The 24,946-nt window shown below is 68.6% G+C and carries 12 protein-coding genes and 3 tRNA genes; 9 read left to right on the top strand and 6 right to left on the bottom strand.

Annotated features, from left to right (window positions below; all coding sequences use genetic code 11):
• Window positions 1-12: 12 nt before the first annotated feature.
• The gene (locus tag ACFU5K_RS21450; RefSeq protein ID WP_384064023.1) at window positions 13-774 is read right to left on the bottom strand and encodes a vancomycin high temperature exclusion protein; all 762 of its coding nucleotides are present in this window, start codon (window positions 772-774) and stop codon (window positions 13-15) included.
• A gap of 182 nt (window positions 775-956) precedes the next feature.
• Between ACFU5K_RS21450 and ACFU5K_RS21445 the strand changes: the two genes are divergently transcribed.
• The 5 genes from ACFU5K_RS21445 (at window position 957) to ACFU5K_RS21425 (ending at window position 7,866) form a co-directional block, all read left to right on the top strand.
• Window positions 957-1,862: a sirohydrochlorin chelatase gene (locus ACFU5K_RS21445; RefSeq protein ID WP_384064021.1), complete on the top strand. Its 906-nt coding sequence runs from the start codon at window positions 957-959 to the stop codon at window positions 1,860-1,862.
• A gap of 35 nt (window positions 1,863-1,897) precedes the next feature.
• On the top strand, window positions 1,898-3,226 hold the full coding sequence (locus ACFU5K_RS21440) for a deoxyguanosinetriphosphate triphosphohydrolase (protein ID WP_384064019.1): 1,329 nt from the start codon (window positions 1,898-1,900) through the stop codon (window positions 3,224-3,226).
• A 118-nt stretch (window positions 3,227-3,344) separates the two neighbouring features.
• Window positions 3,345-4,604: an NAD(P)/FAD-dependent oxidoreductase gene (locus tag ACFU5K_RS21435; protein WP_384064016.1), complete on the top strand. Its 1,260-nt coding sequence runs from the start codon at window positions 3,345-3,347 to the stop codon at window positions 4,602-4,604.
• A 97-nt stretch (window positions 4,605-4,701) separates the two neighbouring features.
• Window positions 4,702-6,609, top strand: coding sequence for a DNA primase (gene dnaG, locus ACFU5K_RS21430; RefSeq protein WP_384064013.1), 1,908 nt, complete (start codon window positions 4,702-4,704; stop codon window positions 6,607-6,609).
• 180 nt (window positions 6,610-6,789) lie between these two features.
• On the top strand, window positions 6,790-7,866 hold the full coding sequence (locus ACFU5K_RS21425; RefSeq protein WP_384064010.1) for an RNA polymerase sigma factor: 1,077 nt from the start codon (window positions 6,790-6,792) through the stop codon (window positions 7,864-7,866).
• Window positions 7,867-7,877: 11 nt separating this feature from the next.
• Here the strand turns inward: ACFU5K_RS21425 and ACFU5K_RS21420 are convergent, their stop codons facing one another.
• The 4 genes from ACFU5K_RS21420 to ACFU5K_RS21405 form a co-directional block, all read right to left on the bottom strand.
• Complete coding sequence (locus ACFU5K_RS21420; protein WP_384064008.1) at window positions 7,878-9,803, bottom strand: ABC transporter ATP-binding protein; 1,926 nt, start codon at window positions 9,801-9,803, stop codon at window positions 7,878-7,880.
• Window positions 9,803-11,536 carry an ABC transporter ATP-binding protein gene (locus ACFU5K_RS21415; RefSeq protein WP_384064005.1) on the bottom strand — a complete coding sequence of 578 codons (1,734 nt, stop codon included), beginning with the start codon at window positions 11,534-11,536 and terminating at the stop codon, window positions 9,803-9,805. The genes ACFU5K_RS21420 and ACFU5K_RS21415 overlap by 1 nt, the downstream gene beginning before the upstream one ends.
• 110 nt (window positions 11,537-11,646) lie before the next feature.
• Window positions 11,647-13,092 carry an FGGY family carbohydrate kinase gene (locus ACFU5K_RS21410; protein ID WP_384064002.1) on the bottom strand — a complete coding sequence of 482 codons (1,446 nt, stop codon included), beginning with the start codon at window positions 13,090-13,092 and terminating at the stop codon, window positions 11,647-11,649.
• 67 nt (window positions 13,093-13,159) lie between these two features.
• Entirely contained in the window at window positions 13,160-13,462 is a 303-nt protein-coding gene (locus ACFU5K_RS21405) for a YtxH domain-containing protein (protein ID WP_327122363.1), read from the bottom strand.
• A 181-nt stretch (window positions 13,463-13,643) separates the two neighbouring features.
• On the opposite strand from ACFU5K_RS21405, the gene ACFU5K_RS21400 reads away from it, so the two are divergent.
• The 3 genes from ACFU5K_RS21400 to ACFU5K_RS21390 all read left to right on the top strand — a co-directional run bounded on the left by ACFU5K_RS21400 (window position 13,644) and on the right by ACFU5K_RS21390 (window position 14,079).
• Window positions 13,644-13,716 (top strand) — tRNA-Asn (locus ACFU5K_RS21400).
• Between the two features lie 5 nt (window positions 13,717-13,721).
• Window positions 13,722-13,794, top strand: a tRNA-Asn gene (locus ACFU5K_RS21395).
• 211 nt (window positions 13,795-14,005) lie between these two features.
• Window positions 14,006-14,079: transfer RNA gene (locus tag ACFU5K_RS21390), tRNA-Ile, on the top strand.
• Window positions 14,080-14,502: 423 nt separating this feature from the next.
• Here ACFU5K_RS21390 and ACFU5K_RS21385 read toward each other — a convergent pair.
• Window positions 14,503-17,556, bottom strand: coding sequence for a VCBS repeat-containing protein (locus ACFU5K_RS21385; protein ID WP_384063999.1), 3,054 nt, complete (start codon window positions 17,554-17,556; stop codon window positions 14,503-14,505).
• A gap of 408 nt (window positions 17,557-17,964) precedes the next feature.
• Between ACFU5K_RS21385 and ACFU5K_RS21380 the strand changes: the two genes are divergently transcribed.
• Window positions 17,965-24,255: an RHS repeat domain-containing protein gene (locus tag ACFU5K_RS21380; RefSeq protein WP_384063996.1), complete on the top strand. Its 6,291-nt coding sequence runs from the start codon at window positions 17,965-17,967 to the stop codon at window positions 24,253-24,255.
• The last annotated feature ends 691 nt before the right edge of the window (window positions 24,256-24,946 follow it).

The following is a 24,946-nucleotide window of genomic DNA, read 5'->3' as shown; positions in this document are numbered from 1 at the left end:
GGTACGCGCCCCTCAGCCCGCCCCGCCCCCGGCGGTGAGGTCGTCGGCGAGCGCCTCCGTCACCCCGGGCTCCCGCGGGCCCAGGAAGTGCGGATCCGGCTCGAACACCGCGTCCAGGAGCGCCTTCCCCGCCGCGAAGACCTCCCGCGTCCCGCCGTAGTACCAGGTCACATCGTGTACGTCGTCGACCCCCACCCCGTACACGTCGATCCCGGCCGAACGGCACAGGGCGATCGCCCGCCGGATGTGGAAGCCCTGGCTGACCAGGACGGCCCGGTCGACTCCGAAGATCCGCTTGGCCCGGACGCAGGAGTCCCAGGTGTCGAACCCCGCGTAGTCGCTGACGATGCGCGCGCCCGGAACCCCGCGGGCGGTGAGGTACCTGCGCATGGCGTCCGGTTCGTCGTACTCCACGCGGCTGTTGTCCCCGGTGACGAGCACCACCCGCACCTTCCCCGACCTGTACAGCTCGGCGGCGGCGTCCAGCCGGTGCGCGAGGTACGGCGACGGCCTGCCCTGCCACAGCCCCGCCCCGAAGACCACGGCCACCTGCGCCGCCGGGGCATCGGCCGCCGTCCGTACCCGGGCGTCGGCCGAGGTGTGCAGCCAGGTCATGGGCGCCAGGGCCACCACGCAGGAGAGCATCAGCGCCTGCACCAGCCGCCGCTGCCCCCGCCGGGTTCCCGGCAGCCGCGGGAGCGTGGACGGGAGCCGCCTAGGTCCTCCCGCCCGCCGCAGCAGGGCCGCGAACCGCCCCGTCGTCCCCTGCCGCATGCGATGCCCCCCGCGCTCTTACCGAACCTTCCGGGGAAGGGGACGACCACAGGGCGTGCAAGGTTCGCCCGGGCGGTTGTGAACAGATCCTGACATCATGGAAGCGGGCGCCGTGAGGCCGAGGCAAACACCCGTCACCCGTGAGAAACGGTGCGGCAACGTCCCCCCGGCACGATCGATGCATGACGGAGCCGGCACCGGAACACCCCCGTGAAGCCCTGCCCCTCGACAGCACGGCGCAACTCCTGGCACGCATCACCTCCCAGCTCGGAACCCAGCTCAGCCTCGTCTCCCTGAACGGAACCCGCAGGCCCATGCACCGCACCCGCATCCCCGGCCCCACCCTGGTCGCCGTCGCGCACGGCAGCAGGGACCCGCAGGCCCTGCGCACCGCCCTGGAACTCCTGGACCGGGTACGGGAGCTGCGGCCCGGACTCGGCGTCCGGCTCGGCCACATCGAGCTCGACGAGCCCCTCCTGCCGGACACCCTGGCCGGGATCGGGCGGGGCGAGGCGGTGGTACTCGTGCCGCTGCTCCTCGGCCGCGGCCACCACGTCCGGCACGACCTGCCCCGGGCAGCCGCCGCGAGCGGCCTGCGGACCCGCGTCGCCGCACCCCTCGGACCGCACCCCCTCATCGTGGAGACCCTGTACGAGCGACTCGTCGAGGCGGGCTGGCGGGACGGGGACGGCACGAGCCGCAGCGCCGGAGTCGTGCTCGCCGCCGCCGGTTCGCGCGACCCCGACTCCGGCGTCGACGCCCGCCGCACCGCGGCCATGCTCAGCACGCGCCTGGGCGGGGTACCCGTCGTGCCCGCCTACGCCTCGGCCGCCACGCCCACCGTGCCCGCCGCCGTGCGCGCGCTGGCCGCCCGCGGCCGCCACCGGGTCGCCCTCGCCTCCTACTTCACGGCCCCCGGCCGCTTCGCGACCGCCTCGGCCGCAGCCGCCCCGGGGATCGCCGCCGCCCCGCTCGGCTCGCACCCGGCCATGGCGCGCCTCCTGCTCCACCGCTACGACCAGGCCCTGACCGCCGCGGCGCCCGCGCTCGACGCCCTCGCCCACGCGCCCCTCCTCGCCTCCGCCTGACCCCTCCTGTCAGCCCGGACGTCTACTGTCGGTGCATGGACGGTACGCACCACACCCCGGACACACAGGAGCGCGGCCCGTCGCCCTACGGCGCCGCCGACACCGAGCGCTGGGACACCGAGCCGGACAAGCGGCCCGGGCGCACCGCGTTCCAGCGCGACCGTGCGCGCGTGCTGCACTCCGCCGCCCTGCGCAGGCTCGCCGGCAAGACCCAGGTCGTCACCCCCGGCACCCGGGGCCACTCCTGGGACGCCAGCCCCCGCACGCGGCTCACCCACTCACTGGAGTGCGCCCAGGTGGGCCGGGAGCTCGGCGCGGCGCTCGGCTGCGATCCCGATCTCGTCGAGGCGGCCTGCCTCTCGCACGACATGGGCCACCCACCCTTCGGCCACAACGGTGAGCAGGCACTCAACGACTTCGCGTCGGACTGCGGCGGCTTCGAGGGCAACGCCCAGTCGCTGCGTCTGCTCACCCGCCTCGAACCCAAGCGCTTCGTGCGTGACCCGCGCAGCGGCGAACTCGTCAGCGTCGGGCTCAACCTGACCCGGGCGGCCCTGGACGCCGCCACCAAGTACCCCTGGGCCAGGGGCGCGCACCCCACGGACCCCGGCTCACCGAAGTTCGGGGTGTACGAGGACGACCTGCCGGTCTTCGAGTGGGCGCGCAACGGCGCACCGCAGGACCGCACGTGCTTCGAGGCGCAGGTCATGGACTGGTCCGACGACGTCGCGTACTCCGTGCACGACTTCGAGGACGGCCTGCACGCCGGGCACGTCGACCCGGGCTGTCTCTTCTCCGATCCGGAGCGCCGGGAGATCTGGGAGGTGGCCATCGGGCGTTACGTCCCGGCGGACACCGACCCGCAGGAGCTCGCCGAAGCCCTCGACCGGCTCACCGCCCAGGAATGGTGGCCGCACGGCTACGACGGCACCGCGGTCGCCCAGGCCCGTCTGAAGGACGCCACGAGCCAGCTCATCGGCAGGTTCTGCTTCGCCGCCGAGGCCGCGACCCACGAGCGCTACGGACCCGGGCGTCTCGGCCGTTACGGTGCCGAACTCGTCGTCCCGCGCTCCGTCCGCAACGAGTGCGCCGTACTCAAGGCCGTCGCGGACCGTTACGTCATGCAGCGCGCCGACCAGGAGGCCATCCGCGCCGATCAGCGGATCGTCATCGCCGAGCTCGCCGCGGCACTCACCGCCCGCGCGCCGGAGGGCCTGGAGCCGCAGTTCCACGCACTGTTCGCCACGGCCCCCAACGACCGGGCCCGCAAACGGGTTCTCGTCGACCAGATCGCCGCACTCACCGACGCCTCCGCGCGTTCCCTTCACCGGACGCTCACGGGCGCCCGGCAGACTGGACCATGACCGGGCCACCTGCCGGTGGCTTCGGCCCGATCGGGGCACACCCTCTTTCGTCATCACGCTGCGTGCGGGACGCTCGCAGGTGGTGGCGCCGCGCAGCACAGTACCGAGGAGGCATCAAGTGGTCGACGCACATCGGACGTTCGTCATCGTCGGCGGGGGACTCGCCGGAGCGAAGGCAGCCGAGACACTCCGGGCGGAGGGCTTCAGCGGCCGGGTGATCCTCATCGGCGACGAGCGCGACCATCCGTACGAACGGCCCGCCCTGTCCAAGGGTTACCTGCTGGGCAAGGAGGAGCGGGAGTCGGTCTTCGTCCAGGAGACCGCCTGGTACGCGGGCGCCGACATCGAGCTCCACCTCGGCCAGGTGGTCACCTCCGTCGACCGCGAGGGCCGCTCGGTGCAACTCGGCGACAACACCGTCCTCCACTACGACAAGCTGCTGCTCGCCACGGGCGCCGAGCCCCGCCGCCTGGACATCCCGGGCACCGAGCTCGTCGGTGTCCACCACCTGCGCCGGCTCGCCCACTCCGACCGGCTGCGCAACGTGCTCACCTCGCTCGGCCGCGACAACGGCCACCTGGTGATCGCGGGCGCCGGCTGGATCGGCCTGGAGATCGCCGCGGCGGCCCGGACGTACGGCGCGGAGGTCACCGTCGTCGCCCCGTCCCCGACCCCGCTGCACCACGTCATCGGCCCGGAGGTCGGCCAGATCTTCGCCGACGTCCACGCCGAGCACGGCGTCCGGTTCCACTTCGGCGCCCACCTCACCGAGATCACCGGCGAGGACGGCATGGTGCTCGCCGTCCGCACCGACGACGGCGAGGAGCACCCGGCCCACGACGTGCTCGCCGCGATCGGCGCGGCACCGCGCCTCTCGCTCGCCGAGGCGGCGGGGCTCGACATGGCGGCACGGGACCAGGGCGGCGGGGTCCTCGTCGACGCCTCCCTGCGCACCTCGGACCCGCACATCTACGCCGCCGGGGACATCGCGTCCGTGGACCACCCGCTGTTCGGCGGCCGGCTGCGCGTCGAGCACTGGGCGAACGCCCTGAACAGCGGACCGGCCGCGGCCAAGGCCATGCTCGGACAGGAGGTGACGTACGACCGGGTGCCGTACTTCTTCTCCGACCAGTACGACCTCGGGCTCGAGTACTCGGGCTGGGCGCCGCCCGGCTCCTACGACCAGGTCGTCCTCCGCGGGGATGCCGGCAAGCGCGAGTTCATCGCCTTCTGGCTGAAGGACGGACGGGTCCTCGCCGGGATGAACGTGAATGTGTGGGACGTCACCGAGAGCATCCAGAAGCTGGTCAGGGCCGCCCGGCCGGTCGACCCGGAGGCCCTGGGCGACCCGTCGGTACCCCTGGAGTCCCTGCTCTGACCCTCCGGCCCCGCCCCTTTGGGCAGGCGAGTCCCGCGACGGGACCGGCCCCCGCCGGCCGGTCCCGGACGGCCGGGCCCACCCGTAGACTTCACCCGTGGCAGGCAGGATCAATGACGACGACGTGAAGGCGGTCCGGGACGCGGTCCCGATCGACGCCGTCGTCTCCGAGTACCTCCAGCTCCGCAACGCGGGCGCCGGGAACCTCAAGGGCCTGTGTCCCTTCCACGACGAGAAGTCCCCCTCCTTCCAGGTCAGCCCCGGCAAGGGCCTGTTCCACTGCTTCGGCTGCCAGGAGGGCGGCGACACGATCGCCTTCGTGATGAAGATCGACCACCTCACCTTCTCGGAGACGGTCGAGCGCCTCGCCGCCAAGGCGGGCATCACCCTGCGGTACGAGGAGGGCGGCTACAACCCCTCCCACCAGCGCGGCGAGCGCATCCGGCTGGTCGAGGCACACAAGATCGCCGCCGATTTCTACCGCGAGCAGCTCAACAGCCCCGAGGCCGAGATCGGCCGGAAGTTCCTCGCCGAGCGCGGCTTCGACCAGGACGCGGCGGCCCACTTCGGTGTCGGGTACAGCCCGGCGGGCTGGGACCACCTCACCCGCTATCTGCGCGGCAAGGGCTTCAGCGACAAGGAGCTCATCAGCTCGGGCATCTCCCAGGACGGCCGACGCGGCCCCATCGACCGCTTCCGCGGCCGGCTGATGTGGCCGATCAGTGACACCTCCGGTGAGATCGTCGGCTTCGGCGCCCGGAAGCTGCGCGACGACGACAACGGCCCGAAGTACCTCAACACCCCCGAGACGTCGATCTACAAGAAGTCCCAGGTGCTGTACGGCATCGACCTGGCGAAGAAGGACATCGCGAAGGCGAGCCGTGCCGTCGTCGTGGAGGGCTACACCGACGTCATGGCCTGCCACCTCGCCGGGGTCACCACCGCCATCGCCACCTGCGGAACCGCCTTCGGCAACGACCACATCAAGATCCTCCGACGGCTCCTGATGGACAACGGCAGCGCCCGCGTGATCTTCACCTTCGACGGCGATGCGGCCGGACAGAAGGCCGCCCTGCGGGCCTTCGAGGACGACCAGAAGTTCGCCGCCGAGACCTACATCGCGATCGCCCCGGACAACATGGACCCGTGCGACCTGCGGCTGGCCAAGGGTGACGACGCCGTCCGCGACCTGGTCGAACCCCGTACCCCGCTCTTCGAGTTCGCACTCCGGCAGATCGTCGCCCGCTACGACCTGGAGACCCCCGCCGGCCGGGCAGCCGCGCTCGACGAGGCTGCCGCCGTCGTCGCGAAGATCAAGACGAGCAGCGTGCAGCGTGAGGTGGCCGTGCAGCTCGCCGGCTTCGTGGGCATTCTCGACCAGGAGTTCGTCGTCCACCGCGTGGGTCAGCTCGCCCGCTGGGCCCGCGACCGCGGCGAGCGCGGCCCGGCGCCGGGCACCGGCTCCAGGAGCGGCGGCCCGCAGCAGCAGGTCCATGCACCCAAGGCGCCCCCCGGCCCCGCGCTCAACCTCCGCAGCCCGGCCCACCGCACCGAGCGCGAGCTGCTCAAGCTCGCGCTGCAGAAGCCCTCCCTGGTGTCACCGGCCTTCGACGCCTACGGCATCGACGAGTTCACCGCCCCGCCGTACGCGGCGGTCCGCCAGTGCATCGCGGAGGCCGGCGGCGCCGAACAGGGCCTCGCCGAGACCCGCGAGTACCTGGTCGCCGTGCTGGACGCGGCGCCCGACGACACCGTACGCAGCCTCGTCACGGAGCTGGCCGTCGAGGTGTTCCACGGCAAGAGCATCGACGAGACGTACGCCGGCATGCAGCTCGTCCAGGTCCGCCTGCGCGCCGTCGACCGCAGGATCCAGGACGTCCAGGGCAGCCTGGCCCGCCTGGGGAGCAATGTGGCGCCTGACCACCTCGCCGCCGCGCAGAACGAGGTCTGGGTCCTCCAGCAGTACGCCCAGTCGCTGCGGAGCCACGGCGCCGACGCGCTCTGAGCCCCGATCAGCACCCCGTCACCCACCGGACGCAAAAAGTCACCGCACGCCCCTCGTGACAGCGGTGTGTCGTACCCCACACTGGGTGGCGGTGCCTGAGTCATCGGAGCGCGGCCGGTCCAACCAAGGGCGGACCCTCCATTCCCGCGATCCGGCAGCGATCACCTGGAGGCCGCCCCCGTGCAGACCCGGACCGTGCCGACCACGACCGAGCATGTCCCGGCGGTTCCCGCGCAGAACCGGGTCTCACGACACCCGGAGACGGCGGGCACGCCCGAATCGGTACTGGAGGAACCGGTGGAGACCCCCGGGCTCCCGGAGCCGCGGAGCCGTCCGGAGGCAGGTGGGCCGTCGTCCGACCTCTTCCGCCAGTACTTACGCGAGATCGGACGGATACCGCTGCTGAGCGCGGCCGAGGAGGTCGAGCTCGCCCGCTGCGTCGAGGCCGGGCTCTTCGCCGAGGAACGTCTCGCCGGCACCCCCGACCCCGACACCCGGCTCGCGGTCGACCTGGACCGCCTCGTGGTCATGGGGCGGATGGCCAAGCGCCGGCTCATCGAGGCCAACCTCCGCCTCGTCGTCTCCGTGGCCAAGCGCTACGTCGGCCGCGGCCTGACCATGCTCGACCTGGTTCAGGAGGGCAACCTCGGGCTGATCAGGGCGGTCGAGAAGTTCGACTACGCCCGCGGCTACAAGTTCTCCACGTACGCGACCTGGTGGATCCGCCAGGCCATGTCGCGCGCCCTGGCGGACCAGGCCAGGACCATACGGGTCCCTGTGCACGTCGTCGAGCTCATCAACCGGGTCGTGCGCGTCCAGCGCCGCATGCTCCAGGAACGCGGCTACGAACCGACCCCCGACGAGGTAGCGGCCCAGCTGGACCTGACCCCCGAACGCGTCGGCGAGGTCCTGCGGCTCGCCCAGGAACCCGTCTCCCTGCACGCCCCCGTCGGCGAGGAGGACGACGTCGCCTTCGGTGACCTCATCGAGGACGGCGACGCCGCGTCCCCCGTCGAGTCGGCGGCCTTCCTCCTGCTGCGCGAACACCTGGAGACGGTCCTCTCCACCCTCGGGGAGCGCGAGCGGAAGGTCGTCCAGCTGCGCTACGGGCTGGACGACGGCAGGCCCCGCACGCTCGAGGAGATCGGGAGGATCTTCGGCGTGACGCGCGAACGCATACGCCAGATCGAGGCCAAGACGCTCAACAAGCTGCGGGACCACGCCTTCGCGGACCAGCTCCGCGGCTATCTGGACTGAGCCCGGCCGGCTCAGTCGACCTCAGCCAGCGCCTGTGCGAACTGAGCCGCGTACAGCCGGGCGTAGGCACCACCGGCCGCCAGCAGATCGTCGTGCGTGCCCTGTTCGACGATCGAGCCGTCCTCCATCACCAGGATCACGTCGGCGTCCCTGATCGTGGAGAGGCGGTGCGCGATCACGAAGCTCGTACGGCCGTGCGCGAGCCGTGCCATCGCCTTCTGGATCAGCACCTCGGTCCGGGTGTCCACCGAGCTGGTGGCCTCGTCGAGCACCAGGATCACCGGGTCGGAGAGGAACGCCCGCGCGATGGTGATCAGCTGCTTCTCGCCCGCGCTGACCCCCGATCCCTCGTCGTCGATCACGGTGTCGTAGCCGTCGGGCAGCGTGCGGACGAAGCGGTCGGCGTGGGCCGCCCGCGCCGCCTCCTCGATCTCCTCCCGGGTGACCTCGCGCGAGGCGCCGTAGGCGATGTTCTCCGCGATCGTGCCGCCGAACAGCCAGGTGTCCTGGAGCACCATGCCTATGGCCGACCGGAGTTCGTCGCGCGTCATCCGCGCGGCGTCGACCCCGTCGAGGGTGATGCGGCCGCCCGTCACCTCGTAGAACCGCATCAGGAGATTGACCAGCGTCGTCTTGCCCGCGCCGGTCGGTCCGACGATCGCGACCGTGTGACCCGGCTCCACACTCAGCGAGAGGTCCTCGATGAGCGGCTTGTCCGGGTCGTACCGGAAGGACACGTTCTCCAGCGACACACTGCCGCGCAGCTCCGCGGGCCGCTCGGACAGCTCCGGGTCGGGCGCCTGCTCCTCGGCGTCCAGCAGGCCGAAGACCCGCTCCGCCGACGCGATGCCCGACTGCACCAGGTTCGCCATCGAGGCGACCTGGGTCAGCGGCATCGAGAACTGCCGCGAGTACTGGATGAAAGCCTGCACGTCGCCGATCGACAGAGTGCCCGACGCCACCCGCAGCCCGCCGACGACCGCGACCAGCACATAGTTCAGGTTGGACACGAACATCATCAGCGGCTGCATGATCCCGCTGTTGAACTGGGCCTTGAAGCCGGCCTCGTAGAGCGCGTCGTTCTGCTCGGCGAAGTCCCGCGCGGACTCCTCCTGCCGCCCGAACGTCTTGACCAGCGTGTGGCCGGTGTACATCTCCTCGATGTGGGCGTTGAGCGCGCCCGTGACCTTCCACTGCGCCACGAAGTGCGGCTGCGAGCGCTTTCCGATGCGCGTCGCGACGAACACCGACAGCGGGATCGTCACCAGCGCCACCAGGGCGAGCAGCGGCGAGATCCAGAACATCACGATCAGTACGCCGACGATGGTCAGCAGCGAGTTGATGAGCTGGCCCGTCGTCTGCTGCATCGTCTGCGAGATGTTGTCAATGTCGTTCGTCGCACGGCTGAGCACCTCACCGCGCTGCTGCCGGTCGAAGTACGACAGCGGCAGCCGTGCCAGCTTCGCCTGGAGGTCCTCACGCAGCTGGAAGACGACCCGGTTGATCACCCGGATCGAGACCCGCGTCGACACCAGCATCAGGAGCCCCGCACCGACGTACACCGCCAGCGCCACCAGCAGGACGTTGCCCACCGCACCGAAGTCGATGCCCCTGCCGGGAGTGAAGTCCACCCCGGACAGTACGTCCGCGAGCCCGCCGCTGCCCTTCTCCCGCAGACCTTCGACGGCCTGCTCCTTCGTCGTGCCCGCGGGTGTCTGCCGGCCGACGACCCCGGCGAAGATCAGGTCCGTCGCCGAACCGAGGATCTTCGGTCCCACCACGGAGAGCGCCACACTCAGCGTTCCCGCGCCCAGCATCAACGACAGCGAGGACTTCTCCTTGCTGAATCGTCTCAGCAGCCGCTTCCCGGACCCCTTGAAGTCCATGGACCTCTCGGTGGGTCCCATGGACATCATCCGTCCGCCCGGACCGGCCATCAGGCGGCCTCCGCTTCCGTCAGCTGGGAGAGCACGATCTCCCGGTAGGTTTCGTTTCCGTCCATGAGCTCGCGATGGCTGCCGGTCCCGACCACCCGGCCCTCGTCCAGCACCAGGATGCGGTCGGCGTCACGGATCGTGGACACCCGCTGCGCGACGATCACGACCGTCGCCGCCGCCGTCTCCTCCGAGAGCGCGGCCCGCAGTGCGGCGTCCGTCGCGTAGTCCAGCGCCGAGAAGGAGTCGTCGAAGAGGTAGATCTCCGGCCGCTGCACGAGCGTCCTCGCGATCGCCAGGCGCTGGCGCTGCCCGCCGGACACGTTGGTGCCGCCCTGCGCGATCGGCGCGTTCAGACCGTGTTCGAGCTCCTCCACGAAACCCTTCGCCTGCGCCACCTCCAGGGCGTGCCACAGCTCCTCGTCGGTCGCGTCCGGATTGCCGTACCGCAGGTTCGTCGCGACCGTCCCCGAGAACAGGTACGGCTTCTGCGGCACCAGGCTCACCGTCTTCGCCAGCAGGACGGGATCCAGGGTCCGCACGTCCGTGCCGTCGACGAGCACATCGCCGTCCGTCACGTCGAACAGCCGCGGCACGAGGCCGAGCAGCGTCGACTTCCCGCTGCCCGTCGACCCGATGATCGCCGTCGTCTCCCCGGGCCGAGCCACGAGGTCGACCGTCCGCAGCACCGGCTCCTCGGCGCCCGGGTAGCGGAACTCCGCGCCCCGTATCTCCAGATGGCCGTGCTTGAGCAGCTTCGTGACCGGGGCGCCCGGCGGCACCACGCTCGACTCGGTGTCCAGGACCTCCTGGATGCGCTCCGCGCAGACCTCCGCGCGCGGCACCATGATGAACATGAAGGTGGCCATCATCACGGCCATGACGATCTGCATCAGATACGCGAGGAACGCCGTCAGCGCCCCGATCTGCATCCCGCCGCTGTCGATCCGGTGCGCACCGAACCAGACGACGGCGATCGACGACAGGTTCACCACCGTCATCACGGTCGGGAACATGAGGGCCATCAGGCGGCCCGTCGACAGCGCCACGTCCGTCAGCTCGGTGTTCGCGCCCCGGAAGCGCCCCTCCTCGTAGTCGTCCCGTATGAAGGCGCGGATGACCCGGTTGCCGGTGATCTGCTCGCGCAGCACGCGGTTCACCGTGTCCAGCCGCACCTGCATCGTGCGGAACAGCGGACGCATCCGCCTCACGATCAGGCTCACCGAGATGCCGAGGACGGGCAGCACCGCCAGCAGGACGCCCGACAGCGGGACGTCCTGGCCGAGCGCCAGGATGACGCCGCCGACGCACATGATGGGCGCCGACACCATCAGGGTGAAGGCCAGCAGGACGAGCATCTGGACCTGCTGCACGTCATTGGTCGTACGCGTGATCAATGAAGGAGCGCCGAACCTGCCGACCTCACGTGCGGAGAACGACTGCACCCGGTCGAAGATCGACGCCCGCACCTCCCGCCCGAGCGCGGAAGCCGTCCTGGCGCCGTAGTACACCGCCCCGATGTTGCAGACGACCTGGAGGACGCTGACGGCGACCATGACCGCGCCGTACCGCAGGATGTAACCCGTGTCGCCTCGCACGACACCGTTGTCGATGATGTCCGCGTTGAGACTGGGCAGGTAGAGGCTTGCGGAGGTCTGCAGGAGCTGGAGCAGGACCAGCAGCAGGATCGGCTGTCTGTACGGACCCAGGTAGGTCCGCAGGATTCTTATGAGCACACGAGTCTCTCGGAGTCGGCGAAGGGCAGAGGCCGATCCATACTCCGGTACGCCGCGCCGCGGCGGCCAACGGTTTTCCTCAAGGCCAGGTCAAATCCCGGCCGTTGCCCTCAGCCGGTCGTGTCGAACGCCCCGGGGTGGAGCTGGTCCCGGGTGGCCTCGTACTGCTGACGTACCGCGCGGCCCACGTCGAGCTCATCTCCCGGCTCCAGCACCTGCGCCGCGGCGCCGTGCCAGGCCGGGGGAGTGCGGGGGTCGAGCGTGCCCTGCGAGACCCCGAGCGCCCACGCCGCCTGCCGGGCGGCCCCCAGTGCCCCGTACTGCGCGGGCTGCGGCACGACGACCTGCGTGCCGAACAGCGCGGGTGCCAGCGCCTGCACGGCGGGCAGTTCGGCCGCCGCACCCAGCAGGAACACCCGCCGTACCTCCACGCCCCGGCCGCGCAGCACGTCCAGCGCGTCGGCCAGCGAGCACAGCATGCCCTCGAAGGCGGCCCGCGCCAGGTGCTCGGGCTTCATCGACTCCCGCCGCAGCCCGCTCAGCGTGCCGGCCGTGTGCGGCAGATGCGGGGTGCGCTCACCCTCCAGGTACGGCAGCAGCACCAGCCCCGAGGCGCCCGGTGTCGACTTCAGAGCCAGCGCGGACAGTTCGTCCAGCCCGTCCACGTCCAGCATCTCGGCGGCGCCGCGCAGCGCGCGCACGGCGTTGGACGTGTGCACCACCGGAAGGTGCATCCCGGTCGCGTCGGCGAAGGACGTGATCATCCCCGTCGGGTCCGCCAGCGCCTCGTGGTGCACGGCCATCACCGACCCCGAGGCCCCGAGCGAGACCACCGCGTCCCCCACGGCCACGCCGAGCCCGAAGGCCGCGGCCATCGTCTCGCCCGTGCCCGCCGAGATCAGCAGCCCCTCCGGCGTGGTGCCGGCGGACTCGGCGGGGCCGAGCACCTCGGGCAGCGCGGCTTGACGGCCGAGTGCCAGCTCGACGAGATCGGGGCGGTAGGACCCGGAGCCGGCGGACCAGTAACCGGTCCCGGACGCGGCACCCCGGTCGGTCGTACGACGGGCCGGACGGCCCAGCAACTGCCACACCAGCCAGTCGTGCGGCTGGAGGACGGAGGCGACCCGCTGCGCGTTCTCCGGTTCGGTCCTGGCCAGCCAGCGCAGCTTCGCCACCGGCTGAGCGGACCGGGGCACGGATCCGACGGCCTCCGCCCAGGCCTGCCGCCCTCCAAGCCCGTCGATCAGATCGGCCGCGGCTGCCTGCGCCCGCCGGTCGTTGCCGAGCAGCGCCGGACGTACGAGATTGCCCTGGCCGTCCAGCGGCACCAGACCGTGCTGCTGCGCGGACACACCGATGGCCTGAACGCCTTCGAGCAGCCCTCCGGAGGCTGCCTCACCGAGTGAGAGCAGCCACGCCTGCGGATCCACCTCGGAGGCCTTGGCCTCGATGGGATGCGCGGCGTACCCCTGCCGCAGCACCGCACCGGTGTCCGCGTCGCAGACGACGATGTGCGTGAAGGCGGATGAACTGTCCAAGCCGGCGACTATGCCCATACCCAAGATTCTGCCGCACCGGCGGCCCTTTCCCGTACCGGGCGGGTGCCCGGTACGGGAAAGGGCCTCAGGTGTTGGTCGTGCCCCAGTCGTCGCTGCCGTTCTGGCCGCTGCGCTCCTTCAGCGAACGCACCCGGTCGGAGACGGAGACGGGCACCCTGTCCCCCACCTTCTCGCTCACCGAGTGGTACGCCTTGCCGGCGAACTCCCGGCCACCGTGCGCGGCGGACTCCGCCGCGTTGCGCACCGCCGGATTCTCGGCGAGCCGCTGCGCCGACTTCTTCAGCTGCTCGTAACGCTCGCGCCCGGCTCGCGTGCCGAGCACGTAACCGAGGGCCACTCCGGCGATGAACGTGAGCCGGTACCGCATGGCTGCCACCCTTCCTTCGCTCCGTGCGACATGTGCTGCCCGCCTACCCGCGCACACCCGAGATCACCCCGGGACATACCGATTGGCGGAGCACCCCCCTGCTTGCGCTAATGTATGTGTCGCAGCGAACGCGCGCCGCTCGGCAGCCGCCAGGCAGGTACGATTCGAGGCAACGCAGCAATCCCCTGTAGCTCAATTGGCAGAGCAGCCGGCTGTTAACCGGCAGGTTACTGGTTCGAGTCCAGTCGGGGGAGCGCGATCCCCTGTAGCTCAATTGGCAGAGCATTCGGCTGTTAACCGGAGGGTTACTGGTTCGAGTCCAGTCGGGGGAGCGGAACGGAAGAGGACCCTTCGGGGTCCTTTTTCGCGTGGCCGCGCGAGGCCGCCCGTGACTCTTTCGGGGTGATTTCGCGACGTCCGGAACCGGGCAGCACGCAGCCAGGTCTTCATGGTCACGCGAAGCCGACCATCCGCAGCAGGAGATCGTATGACCGGCTATGCTGCGGCAGACGGCGCGCACACGTGTACGCGCCACGCCGATACGGGGCGGTAGCTCAGCCGGTTAGAGCAGCGGACTCATAATCCGTCGGCCGTGGGTTCGAGTCCCACCCGCCCCACCGAGCGTCCCCAGGCAGAATCGTTCTGACCTGGGGAAACGTGGATTTCGCGGCGGTTTCCCGTGCGGTACTAGCCGCACGCCGTGCGGTACTGACCTACTGTTGCAGCGTGTCAGCGCACTTCAGATGCGTCTGACCTGGCTTTTTACGGCGGTTGTCTCAGAGAGCGTCGTGGATCGCTCCCACGGCCGCCTGAACGGCGAGATGTCCTGGTCACTCATGCCTCCCGACTCGTAAGGATGAGCGGGTACCGGCGGCTCGTTCTGTGGAGCGCGTGGCCGGTTCCGGGTGTACGGAGCGTCCGCCGTCGAGCGATGGTGACTGTGGCGTCCCACGTGACCAAGCCCTACTAGAGCCTCGCCGTCGGGTTCGCTGAAGCGGGGCGTGGCCCCGGCAGAGAGCGCCGGGGCCACGGATGGCGCGTCAGCTGATGGCCTGGTAGCCGGTCCAGCCGTCACTCACCTTGGTGAGTGCTCCTGTGCCAGTTCCTAGGTCGTTGTAGCTCCACAGTGCGTTGTCGCTACGTGTGAACCACACGTCGAACCCTCCAGGGTTGCTGTCGAAGTTGCTGGGGGACGTGATCATTGGAACGCCGGTGGCGGAGAAGTTGGTGCCGACTCTGATCTGGGTGGACTGGTCGGCAAGGCCGTCCCCATCGGGACCTGCACCACGGTGGACGAACAGTTCGCCGGTTGTGCGGTTGCGGGACCCGAGGTCGACGCGCCCGTCGTTGTTGGTGTCCCCTGGGGCGAACAGGTCGTGGTCCTCCCAGCCGTCAGGGCCGATGAGGATGGGCTCGCGGTAGGAGTCAAGGCGGAAGTCACGGCTGCCGTAGTACAGCCAGAGAAGATCTCCCTGTTTGACCAGGAGATCTGGGTAGCCGGCAATGTCAATGGTGCCGTCTTCGTCGACATCGAGCGGTCCGTCGACGTCCCCGATGGCCAGGATCTGGTCGGCGTTGCTCCAGTGATTGTTGGCGGGGTCGTAGACGCCCAGTTCCTGGGCCTGCTCGCCGGTGACGCAGTCGGCACAGGCGTAGCCGTTGCCGTTGTTGGGATGCATCCACAGGTGGCTGGTGCCGGCGTCGTTGCGCAGGCTGATGAGGTCTTCGTAGCCGTCGTGGGTCCAGTCGCCGCGGTGGCTGATCTTCGCGTCGGTGAGGTTGAGATCATTGGAGCGGAAGGCAGCTTTGGTGACGGTGCCGTCGCCGGCGCCGAAGAAGGGGAAGAGGGTGCCTGCTTGGTCGACGGCCCACAGGTCGGCGTTGCCGTCGCCGTTGAGGTCGCCGGGCTTGTCGGGGGTCGTGGGGCCGTTGGCGTAGAAGAGGTAGGTGGTGGTGTCGGAGTAGTTGCCGACCTTGTCGAGGCTGCGGACGTAGAGCTGGTTGGCGCCGGCGACGGTCGGCGTGAGCTTCAGCGAGACGGATCCGCCGGATGTGCTGGGGGCGGCGGTGCGGCGGGTGGCGTCCCAGTCACTCCAGTACTCGTACTTGGTGACGTCGGCGACGCCGCCGCTGGTTATGGTGAAGGTGCCCTCGGAGCGGACGGTGCCGGTGGTGGCGGGCCAGCCGTTGCTGCCGTCGGGGAACTGGCTGGAGGCGACGCCGGGCGGGGTGCTGGGGCGGTTGGGGTCGAACACGAAGCGGCAGCCGGGTGCGCCCGTGGTCGGTGTCCAGTCGGCGTACAGGGAGCCGTCGGTGGTCTGGGCCTTCCAGGAGAAGTTGCCGTTCGCGGTGGTCAGGTAGGGCTGCAACTGCGCCTTGGTTACCTTGAGCTTGGCCACTGTCCCGGAGGAGACTGAGACCGTGGTGTCGACGATCAGTTTGCCGTTGGGGTCGTCGTTGGGGTGGTGGCCGGTGGGCCACAGGTGGAACTTGACCTTGACGGTGCCGCCGTCCTTGTCGCTGCCCTTGGCGGTCAGGTAGATGTCGGTGTTGCCGATCAGTCCGTACGGGGCGGTGTCGCCGCAGCCCTTGGTGTTCTTCGTGCTGGGGATGGTGTCCAGGGCGCTGGCAGCGTCCGGGACGGTGTTGTAGGTGGTGGACAGCACTGCGGACTTGGCCTCGAACCGCTTGTAGGCGAGTTTGTCGCTCTCGGTAGCTGCCTGAAGGCCGAGGGTGAGGTTGTTCCACTTACTGGAGGCGGCCTGCTTGGTGCCAGCGGTTGCGTTGAAGGCGAGACTGCCGGCCGGGCAGGAGGAGGAGTAACCCTTGGCGTCGCTGACCGCAGCCAGTTCCGCATACCACGAGGGCTGCTTAGACCAAGTGGTGGAGGAGCTGATGGAGCCGGTGCGCCAGAGCTGCACCTCGCGATGGGTGCAGGAGTACGAGTAGCTGTTCTTGATCTTGAAGGTGGAGCTGGAGATCACCTTGTTGGTGTTCCACAGGTTGTTGGTGTCCATCCGGAAGAACGACCTGGAGGTGCCGTCACCGGGGTTGCCGACCCGGGCGTAGGAGGTGACCTTGTTGCCGTCGCCTTCGTCCCAGCCGTTGCCGTTGTAGAACGCGGTCGACGGTGCACCGCTGTAGGCGATGGTCCACGCTTCGCGTGACCCGGACACCGCCGGGTCGATGTACACCGGGTAGGTAGTGTCGGCTCCCTTGAGGATGTCGGTGTCGGGTGTCAGGGACAAAGAGTCCGTGTCTAGCTCGACACCCACCGTGCCCTCCCTGGCGCCCATGGGTGCTTCGAACTCGTGGGTCGGCGGGGGAGGGGCCGGTTCGCTGCTGCGCGCAGCCGGGGGCTGGCTGCTGTCCCACATCATCGGCGTCGGAGCGGTGAAGATTTCCTGGCCGGCGGGGTTGAGAGCGCGGAGGTTGCCGTGATCGTCTGCCTTCACGTTCAACCCCTCGGTTTCCAGGGGAAGTTCGATCTGCGCGAGCGCGGGGTTGGCGGCGGCCTTCTCGTTGTGTACGACGAGGAGCTGGCCGAATCCGGCGGTGCCGGCCTTGAGTTTGAGGTCCACGTCCTCAAGGACGTTCCGGTACACGACCGTGTCCCCGTCCATCTGTGGCGTGGGGAGCTTGCCGGGCCAGGACCAGGACATGCTCCGTCCGTCACGGGTGACGGTCGCCAGCGGCCCCTCGCCACCGCCGGAGAACGTCACGCCCACTTCTGTGGCCTTCGTGGACAGAGTGCCGTCGGCGTTGCGCACCAGCCCGGTGTCGATGTCGACCAGTTTGCCGCCCTTGCGGACGCGCTGGGCGAGTGCGTACTGGTCGGTGGTGAACGACCCATCCGGGTTCGCGAAGGTCTCGGCAGTCTCCGTGCGGTGTGACAGCACCTCGACCGGATCGCCGGACTCGGCGGCTTCCGCGAGCGCCCGCGTCTCCTCGGCGGTCTGCCCCTGGGCGACGGGGCTGACGGGCTTCTCGTCGGCGGCTGCGGGTGGTGTGTAGAGCAATGAGGAGGTCAGGCCCAGCGTCAGAGCCGCGGGCACAGCCCAAGAGCTGGTCCATCTGAGTTTGTGTCGGCGCATCTTCTTCACATTTCCTTCGCAAGATAATGCGGTGGCTGATGGGCTGACACCCAAGCGCTCAAAATGGTTGTACGGCTCGAAGAAATCGCCAGAATGTTCCTTGATATGTCCTTAGTGGACCTTGCCCGCCTCTGCCCTGATCCCGCATTATTCACAGTTCACCGGTGTTGCTTACGCGGCCAGAAGGTGACAAAAAACCAGATTCATCCTTACGTCAGGTCAAGGTGGTTTCCCGCTCGCTGAATTGATAACGGATTGATCAACTCTCGATCTTCGGCTTCCTTGAAGGCTGCAGTCCAGTGTTACGTTCACGACCGTTATTCATGTTGTGTGGATTCTGTGGGGGGATCTGTGTCCGCGATGCGCCGTGGTGCGTTTCGTCGTCCGGTGAGAGCGCTGGGCAGGCGTATGCGAGTCATTGCTCTGCTGCTGGTGGCCTATCTGCTGGCCGGACTGCTGGGCGGCCCGATCGCCGCGGCGGCCGAGTTGGAGCTGCACAAGCTGCAGCAGCAGGATCCGGTCCCCGTCTCCACGATCAAGGGCAAGGAGCTCAACAAGCCCGACGAGACCGTGAAGCACCCGTTCAAGCCGGACACCAAGGCGACGTGGCCCACTGCCGGCAACGCCACCGTTCAGGTGGCCAAGGTCGCTGGGAAGCAGCCTCGGGTGAAGGCCGGATCGATCCCGGTCGCTGTCCGGCAGGGCAAGACCGCGCGCGCGGTCACGGCCACCCCGCAGCAGGCACAGGTGCAGGTCCTCGACCGAAGCGCCGCACAGGCGGCGGGCATCGACGGCGTCCTGGTCGCGGTGCAAGGCCACGGAACGGACCAGGGCAAGGGGGCGCTCGGCCTGACCTTGGACTACTCATCTTTCGCCGGGGTCTATGGCGGTGACTGGGCCTCGCGCCTGGTGCTGCGCGAGGTGCCCGCGTGCGCGCTGACCACGCCCGGCGCCAAGGGCTGCGCGCCGGGCAAGACGCTGCGTTCGCACAACGACCCCAAGAACATGATGCTGTCGGCCGATCTGACCACCCAGGTCAGCGCCGAGTCCGCTGCCGAAGCAGGTCAGCCGGTGCAGCAGGCATCTCCCGCCAGCCGCACCCGCACCGTAGCCGACGGTGCCACGCTGCTTGCCGTGACCGCCGCCCCCTCCGGCGCAAACGGCGACTTCACCGCCACCTCCCTGTCCCCGTCGGGCAAGTGGAACGCCGGCGGTTCCTCGGGCGCGTTCTCCTGGACCTACGCGATGGACACGCCGTCCGTCCCTGGGGGCCTTACACCGGACCTGGGTCTGTCGTACTCCTCGCAGGCTATCGACGGGCGCACCGCGGCGACGAACAACCAGGCCAACTGGGTCGGCGACGGCTGGTCGTTGTCGCCTGGATCCATCGAGCGCCGGTACGTGTCGTGCCAGGACGACAAGTCCGGCGGGAACAACCCGCCGAACAAGGTCGGCGACCAGTGCTGGAAGAAGGACAACGCCACCCTGTCGCTCGGCGGCTCCTCCAGTGAGCTGGTCAAGGACGATGCGTCGGGTGTGTGGAGGAAGAAGGCCGATGACGGCACGCGGGTGGAGCTGCTGAAGAACTCCGCCCTGGCCAACGGCGACAACGACAACGAGTACTGGAAGGTGACCGCGCCGGATGGCACCCGTTACTACTTCGGCTACAACCGGCCCAACGGCTGGGCGACGGGCAAGGAAGAGACCAACTCGACCTGGACGGTACCGGTGTTCGGCAACCAGTCCGGCGAACCCTGCCACGCGACCGCGTTCAAGGACTCCTGGTGCCAGCAAGCCTGGCGCTGGAACCTCGATGCGGTGATCGACCCGCACGGCAACGCCATGACGTACTACTGGGCCAAGGAGTCCAACTCCTACCAGCGGGCCATCGACGCCGAGTACAAGGGAACCCTCACCCCCTACACCCGCGGCGGGTACCTCAAGCGCATCGAGTACGGGCTGCGCGACTCCAACTTCTACGGCCAGCCCGCCGCAAAGGTCGACTTCACCGTCGCCGAACGCTGCCTGACCACCGAATCGTTCGACTGCGCCGCGGACAAGCTCACCGAGACGAACGCCGAGAATTGGCCGGACATACCCTTCGACCAGATCTGCAAGACCGGCGACAAGTGCGAGGGCAACTCTGCCGCGTCGTACTTCACCCGTAAGCGTCTGACCGGAGTGTCCACCTCCGTGTGGAACGCCGGCGCCTATCAGAAGGTGGATTCCTGGGCTCTGACCCAGACCTTCCCCTCCACCGGCGACGGCACCGACCCGCCTCTGTGGCTGGCCTCGATCGCCCGCACCGGACACAGCGCCGGCACCGCGATCCCCCTGCCGAAGACCACCTTCCAAGGCGTGCAACTCCCTAACCGCGTCGCCGGCGCGGTCGATGCGGTGCCCGCCTACAACCGCTACCGCGTCTACAAGATCGGTACCGAGACTGGTGGCTCGATCGGCATCACCTACTCGGCGCAGGACTGCTCGAAGACCAGCCTGCCCACAGCGTCGTCGAACACCAGGCGCTGCTATCCGGTGATGTGGTCGCCGCCGGACGCACCGATCGAGGACTATGAGCCCTATCAGGACTGGTTCCACTCCTACGTGGTCACCCAAGTCCTCGAATCGGACGACACCGCCGGATCCCCGGTCAAGCGCACCGACTACTCCTACCTGGGCGGTCTCGCCTGGGCAAAGGAAGACGACGAGTTCACTAAATCCAAGCACCGCACCTACGGCGACCGCAGGGGCTACGAACGCGTCCAGATCCGCACCGGCGACCCCGCCGAGGGCACCCAGACGCTGAGTGAGACGCGCTACTTCCGCGGCATCGACGGCGCAGAGGTCGCCGATGGTGAAGGCAACGAGGTCACTGATCACGAGGCCTATGCGGGTATGACCCGCGAGGAATCCACCTACAACGGCTCGGGCGGCGCCCTGCTGTCGGCCACCAGCTTCACCCCGTGGCGCTCGTCGGCAACCGCTACGCGCTCCCGCTCGGCAGACAGCCTCCCTGCGGTGTACGCCTACCAAACCGGCACGCAGAAGGACCAGAGCCGGGAAACGGTCACAGGTGGTGGCCTGCGACGCACGGAGACCGTCCGGGAATTCGATTCCTACGGCATGGTCAAGTCCGAATCCGAGACCGGGGACACAGCCAAGTCGGGCGATGAGCAGTGCACCACCACGACGTACAACCGCAACCTGGACAAGAACCTCCTCTCGGCCGTCGCCGAAACCAAGACGGTGGCCAAGTCCTGCGGAACGACACCGAGCCTGCCCGCTGACCTCATCAACACCACTCGCACCTACTACGACAACGCCACCGCCCTGGACACCATCCCGACCAAGGGTGACGTGACCCGCCAGGACGAGAACGACGGCGCCGGCACCGGCTTCATCACCGTCTCCAAAACCGCGTACGACTCCTACGGCCGTCAGACCGAGGTGACCGATGCCGCCGGAGCGAAGACCACCATCGGCTACACTCCCGCCACCGGCCAGGCACCGACGGAAATGGTCACCACGAACAACCTCGACCACACCACCAAGGTGACCACCGACCCCCGGCGCGCACTGCCGACCGCGACAATCGACGCCAACGGCAAGCGCAGCGACGTGGAGTACGACGCGCTCGGCCGTACCCTCAAGGGATGGGGCCCGGGCTGGACCAAGGCCGCCCACCCCACGCAACCCGCGGCCGAGTTCACCTACCGCATCTCCACGACCGAGCCGAACGCGGTGACGAGCAAGGTCCTCAACCACCAGGGCGCCTACGACACCTCGTACGCCCTCTACGACGGCATGATGCGTCCGCGCCAGACCCAGACCGCGGCCATCGGCTCCTCCGGCAACCGTCTGGTGACCGAGACCCGATACGACACCCGCGGCCAGGTCTGGAAGACCTACGGCACCTACTTCGCCACCGGCGCGCCCTCGGCCACCCTGGTGGGCGGCGACGACTCCAAGGTGCCTGCCGGGTCCGAGACCAAGTACGACGGAGCAGGGCGCGCCACCGAAATAGTCTCGCTGAAGTTCGGCGACGAGACCAAGCGCACGGTGACCCAGTACGCGGGCGACCGCACGACCGTGATCCCGCCCACGGGAGGGACCGCCACCACCACGATCGTGGACGCGCTCGGCCGCAAGACCGAAGCACGCGACTACACCAATGCCACGCGGACCGAGTTCCTGGCTACCCGCTACGAGTACGACACCCACGGTCAGCTGGCGAAGATGACTGACCCGGCAGGCATCAGCTGGACCTGGACCTTCGACGCCCGCGGCCGTCAGATCGAGGCGAACGACCCGGACAAGGGCACCAGCAAGACCACGTATGACAACGCCGACCGCCCGGTCAAGAGCACCGACGCACGCGACGTCGAGCTCACCACGATGTACGACGAACTGGGCCGCCAGAAGGAACTGAAGCAGGGCTCGACCGTCCGCGCCTCGTGGGCCTACGACAGCGTGGCCAAGGGGCTGCCCGCATCCAGCACGCGCTATGTGGACGGCAAGGCGTACACCACGAACATCGACTCCTACAACGACCGAGGCCAGCCCACCTCCTCCACCACCACGGTGCCGGACGGGGCAGCGGCCGGCACCTACACCTGGACGTTCGGCTACAACCAGTACAACGGCATCCAGGAATGGGTGAAACACCCCGCCATCGGCGGCCTGCCCTCCGAGCGCCAGACCACGGTCTTCGGCCAGGGCAACCTGCCCGACACCACCGTCGCGGGCTCCGTCACGCTGGTCAACGACACCAGCTACGACGTCTACGGACGCCAGATCCGCGCCGAGTACGGCACCTTGGGGCAGAAGGTGTACCGCACCCAGGAGTTCGACGAGCACACCAGCCAGCTCACCCGCTCCACCATCGACGGCGACAAGGCCCTGCGCGTGGAGGACACCCGCTACGGCTACGACCCGGCCGGCAACGTCACCCGCATCTCCAGCACCTCCGGCCAGGACGCGGCCGCGGTCACCGACACCCAGTGCTTCGCCCTCGACGCCCTGCGCCGCATGACCGAAGCCTGGACCGCCAAGACCTCGACCGACACCTGCGCCGCGGCCCCATCGGTGAACACGGTGGGTGGCCCGGACGGGTACTGGCACTCCTACACCTACGACGACGCGGGCAACCGCACCAAGGAAATCCAGCACACCATCGGCAGTGGCACGGACATCACCCGCACCTACACCACCGGCAAGGCCGGCGACGCCCGCCCGCACGCGCTGCGCTCGGTCGCCACCGCCGGCGGGCCGGACAGTGGCAAGACGGAGTCGTTCAGCTATGACGAGGCCGGCAACACCGCTAAGCGCAGCGGCGGCACGAGCGCCCAGGACCTGACCTGGGACCCGGAAGGCCAGCTCGCCAAGATTGTCCAGGACGGCAAGACCACCGAGTACCTTTACGACTCGGCAGGTAACCGGATGCTCGCGAAGAACGCAGACGGCTCCACCACCGCCTACCTGCCCGGCGGTAACGAGCTGAAGGTGACCTCCACCGGGGCGAAGACCGCCACCCGCTACTACACGCACGGCGGGGAAACCGTCGCTGTCCGCACCAGCGCCGGCTTCCAGTTCCTCTTCGCCAACCAGCAGGGCACCGCGCTGATCGCCGTGACCATGGGCGCGGCCCAGACGGTCACCCGTCGCAAGCAGCTCCCCTTCGGCGGCCAGCGCGGCACTACCGGCAGCAGCTCCTGGCCGGGCGACCGCGGCTTCGTCGGCGGCACGAGTGACCCGACCGGCTACACCCACCTCGGTGCCCGCGAATACGACCCCACCCTGGGCCGCTTCCTCTCCGTCGACCCACTCCTGATCCCCGACGATCCCACCCAGCTCAACCCGTACGTCTACGGCAACAACAACCCCGCCACCTTCGCCGACCCCACCGGCGAGGCATACGAGGAATGCGTCAGCGGGCAGTACAACTGCACCTACGGCAAGGGCGGCACCGGAGACGTCAAGAAGGTCAGCTTCGGTAAGAACTACGAGAAGGAAACCCGTGCCCGCGGGGGCAAGGTCTCCAAGAACTACTACGCACAACAGGTCACCGGTCGCCAATACACCTACACCAAGGGAAAGGGCATGAGCACTCGGTACTCCGATGCCGAGTACCGGAAGGCGCAGAAGCTCCGTGAGGAAAGGGAACTGAAGCACCGGCAGTACCTGAACAAGCGCGAAGCAGAGCTCGAAGCCCTGCGAAACCCGCCACCGCCCGAGGATAAGCCCTGGTATGAGGGCCTCTGGGAAGGCACCAAGGAGACGTTCGGCACCTGGGACGGATGGAAGAACCGGGTACTGCCAGCCGCTGGCTTTGTCACCTGTGTCGTAGCATCTGCCGGAGTATGTGCAGCGGCAGGGGTAGCCGTCGTGGGAGCCACATTCTTTGGCGATGGCATAACAACTGGAAGTTGGAACTACGCAGCTGCCGGTAAAGGCCTGCTATGGACTGCCGCTGGCGCGGGGGTTGCACGGGGTCTTGCTGGAAGTTGGCGAGGATCAGCTTTCGTTGGGCGCACACGAGTCCAGACGGTCTATCAAGCCGAGAATGTCACCATTTACGGTTACAGGAAGACGGTCGACGGGGGGGCAACGCAGGCGAACATGAGCCTGAACCTCGGAAATTCGCTGACCTTCTGCGGCGTGGGCGCGTCGAGCCCAGGCGCAGGGCCTGGATGGTGCTGATTATCGAAACCTCGACAGAGAGAAGAGAGATGCTGGCAAGGATCGGACGTCCAACTGTGCTCCGGAGACGCTCGTGGCCGATCCTGTTCGGAATCGCTACCGTGGCACTCGGTATCGGGATGGCCGCAGCTGTGTACAAAGTAACCTCGGTTAATGGATTCCGTAGCGGATGGCAAGGGATCCCGATCTTCCTTGCCATCGCGGGAATTCTTGGGAGGATCGCAAGCTGCAAGGTGGTAATGCGCGACGGATCGCTCATGGTGGTGAATCCTCTTCGGACTCATGTTGTGTCGAAGGATTTCGTGCACAGTGCAGCGGTAAATGACGATGGCACGCTAGAGGTTCGCCTTACAGGGGGAGATGCGCTTTCGTCCTTCGCGTTCGGCGGGTCCCTTGTAGATCGCTTTCGCGGGACGAGTGATGCTGCAGCGGTCGCTGTCAATGGCTGGCTCCAAGCAGAGTCGTCAGTGAGTGAAGTGAAGGCCGAAAGGACAGTGAGATGGACCAGGTGCCGAGCCGCTGACTGGGCAATCCTAGCGGGATTTGTTTCCGCTGGGTGCGGCGCAGCCTTCATGGCGCTCGGCTCCTGATTTAATGGGTCTTCGAATTTGATGGGGGTGCGGCGGTGACGGGCGGGCTCGCCGGTCACGCTGTGTGAGGTAGCTCGGGTGGTGGTACCCCGGACGCAAGG

It is taken from the genome of Streptomyces sp. NPDC057428 (genome assembly GCF_042803195.1).
In the GTDB taxonomy this organism is placed as follows: domain Bacteria; phylum Actinomycetota; class Actinomycetes; order Streptomycetales; family Streptomycetaceae; genus Streptomyces.
Note: the sequence above shows the minus strand (reverse complement) of the source record. Positions and strands in the feature narration are given on the sequence as shown.